Below are 2,730 nucleotides of genomic sequence, written 5' to 3' on the forward strand. Positions count from 1 at the left end.
GCTCGGGCGTGACCATGACGATCAACGGCGCGAAGATCCTGTGCGGCAACATCCCCACCAAAAACGCGACCGTCTTCGTCATCGACAAGATGCTGTCCCCCGGCACCAACAAATAACACCGGTCACGCGAGCATCTGCATACCGCCGAAGAACAACACCAGCAGCGCCCCGATTCCGCAGCCCATTCATGGGTGCCGGATCAGAGTGGCCTGGGTAGGAGTGACCGGGAACCACATGTCCCGCCGCAGGATCCAGGCGCCGTCCGAGGTCAGGTGGGCGGTGCCGAGGTTGATGACCGCCGCGGTGCCGGGGAACCCATCGGCGACGATGCGGTCGCCCTCGCGCAGCACGCCGGGGCCGGCGGTGAGCGTGGTCTCCTTGCCGGGGCCGGCGGCGAGGCCGACCGGGCGATCGGTGGTCACGGTCCGGGCACTCAGCCCGGATGTCCGCAGCGTCGTCAGGTCTGTGCCGGCCGAAGCGGTGGGGCCGCCGCTGGTCACGACGCCGATCAGGCCGTCGTGGAGCGTGAGCAGGTCGCCCGGTTGTGCGTCCGCCGCGCCGGTGACGGTGAAGGTGCCGTCGAGACCCGGAGTCGCGGTGACGGCACGGGTGGCCGGGTCGTCGGCTGCCGCGGCCAGGGCGGCGATGCCCCGTTCTCCGCGGTCGCCGAACGCTAGCTCGGTGTTCCACGAGGCTGCCTGTGGCGGCAGGTCCACGGTGAGCAAACCGTTGAGGGGCGAGCCGGCGGTGCCGGCGATCTCTTGCTCGACGGCGCTGGTGCTGGACCGGGCGGCGGGCATGCCCGGCGCGACGAGGGCGACCGCCCAGCTGGCCGGGATCTGGTCCTCGGGCGCAGGTCTGGAGACGACGAAGCCGTAAGCCGCCGGGGCGGGCACATCGGTCGGGACGGTCACCTGGGCCCGCACCATCAGCGTCGCGCCGGTGGTCGACGGCGTGGTCATGAAGCCCAGCGACGTCCTTCCAGCCGCGTCGTCACGGCGCAGGACGACCAGCGTCGTGTTCTGCGCGCCGAGCGGCCCGGCGTAGAGCACGGCGGCTTCCGATCCGGGAGCCTCGGCCGGGCTGGCGTTCGCCCAAGCCAGCTTCGCCCGGTCGACCAGTGCGGTGTCCCCGGCGAGTGGGCCTCGCGCCGGCCACTGGGTCACGGCCACCGGCTGGGCCAGGGCTTCATCACCGCCGGAGGCCGTTGCGAGCGCGGCGCCACCGCCGGCCACGACGACTGCGGCCACCGCGACTCCCGTCACGGTCCGCCGCCGTCGTCGTGCCCGAGTCTGCAGCACCCGATGCGCGACCGAGGCGGCCTCGCCGGCCGCCGGACGGGGCGGGGGAACGGCGGCGAGCTCGTCGCGCAGGAGCGTGGCGAAGTCCGGTGGGTGCTGGTTCATCGTCGTCCCTTCGAAGTGGGCGTCGGCGGGGTCTGCGGGGACCGTGATTCGGCTTCCCACAGCTCGCGTAGCCGCTGCAGGCCACGCGAGGTCGTCGACTTGACCGTGCCGGTACCGCAGCCGAGCAGCCGCGCGGTGTCCGCTTCGCCGAGGTCGAGGTAGAACCGGGCGGCGAGCACGGCTCGCGTCCGGGGCGGCAGCCGCAAGAGGAGCGTCAGCATGTCGCTGCGCCCGTCCCACGCCTCCGTGGCGTCGGCGCCGGCCTGGGGCGCGCCGATCTCGGCGACCGGCGGTTCCCGGCGGGTGCGGTCGCGGTGGCGCAGGAAGACCCGGAACAGCGTTCGGCGGGCGTAGGCGCCGAGGTGCTCGATGTCGCCGCGTCCCACGTGCCGGACCAGCTTCAGCAGGGTGTCGTGCACGACATCACCGGCCTCGTCCCGGTTGCCGGTCAGCACCATCGCGTAGCGCAGCAGCTCGCCGTAGTGCTGCTCGACGAACACCTCGAACCGCTTGTCCGTCCTCGGCACCATCCGGCCCCTCTCGACCTTGACACCCACTACAGAGCCGGTGGAGGTGCCGAAAGGTTGCTTCGCCGAGGAGCGACGGTCACGTCAGCGCGATGACGTCCACCGGGCGGATGTCCGGGTCGGCCGCGAGCAGGTCTTCGGCAACCTGTCCGAGCGCGACCGGGATCTGCCCATTCAGGTGAGCCTGGCGGGCTTCTTCGGTCTCGAAGGTGTCGAAGATGCCGTAGGTGGTGTCGTCGATCTTGAACGCGTACCAGGTGACGGTCCCGGTCTCGGCGGCGGCGAGCGCGCGACCCTGCTCGAGGAACGCGGCGAGCTCGTCGCCCTTGCCGGGCTTGGCTTTGAGGGTCGCGAGAAGTCCACGGTCGACGGTCATTGTGGTCCCTTCGGTTGTTCGTCAGGTGGCTTCCATGTCCACTCCGGCCACCCGCCCGGTCGGCGACGGCTGCGGGGTGGGCGGTTCGACCGGCGATGGCTCCAGCACGAACCGCGTCAGGGCGGTGCGGGGATCCCAAGTGCGGAGCTGGTTGAGCTCGCCGAGTGGTTTGCGCAACTGCTCGAACTCGGGGCCGATCTCGCTGCTGATCTGCTCGTGGGCGTTCGCGAGGGCGTCCTTGGCCTTCTGCGCCGTCTTGCGCACGGTCGCGACGGCGCCGGGCAAGCGTTCCGGGCTGAGTCCGAGCATCGTGCTCCTCCGGTCACGGGGGTGGGGGGGGGGGGGGGGGGGGGGGGGGGGGGGGGGGGGGGGGGGGGGGGGGGGGGGGGGGGGGGGGGGGGGGGGGGGGGGGGGGGGGGGG

The 2,730-nt window shown here is 72.4% G+C and carries 5 protein-coding genes; 1 reads left to right on the forward strand and 4 read right to left on the reverse strand.

Annotated elements, in window-relative coordinates; genetic code table 11:
• On the forward strand, positions 1–116 hold a 116-nt coding region (locus ACZ63J_RS47050; RefSeq protein ID WP_465439968.1), incomplete at its 5' end, for a fasciclin domain-containing protein.
• A gap of 69 nt (positions 117–185) precedes the next feature.
• On the opposite strand, the gene ACZ63J_RS47055 is transcribed toward ACZ63J_RS47050, so the two are convergent.
• From ACZ63J_RS47055 to ACZ63J_RS47070, 4 genes are all read right to left on the reverse strand, one after another.
• The gene (locus ACZ63J_RS47055) at positions 186–1,406 is read right to left on the reverse strand and encodes a hypothetical protein (protein WP_465408999.1); all 1,221 of its coding nucleotides are present in this window, start codon (positions 1,404–1,406) and stop codon (positions 186–188) included.
• A complete protein-coding gene (locus ACZ63J_RS47060; RefSeq protein ID WP_465409001.1) occupies positions 1,403–1,936 on the reverse strand; it encodes a sigma-70 family RNA polymerase sigma factor in 534 nt (177 codons plus the stop codon). Before ACZ63J_RS47060 ends, ACZ63J_RS47055 begins: the two co-directional genes overlap by 4 nt.
• A 76-nt stretch (positions 1,937–2,012) precedes the next feature.
• Positions 2,013–2,309, reverse strand: a complete 297-nt coding sequence (locus tag ACZ63J_RS47065) for a putative quinol monooxygenase (RefSeq protein ID WP_465409003.1) — start codon at positions 2,307–2,309, stop codon at positions 2,013–2,015.
• Positions 2,310–2,330: 21 nt separating this feature from the next.
• A complete protein-coding gene (locus tag ACZ63J_RS47070; protein WP_465409005.1) occupies positions 2,331–2,618 on the reverse strand; it encodes a Sec-independent protein translocase family protein in 288 nt (95 codons plus the stop codon).
• Positions 2,619–2,730 lie beyond the last annotated feature (112 nt).

The sequence above is a fragment of the Amycolatopsis sp. NPDC104863 genome, from assembly GCF_055582965.1.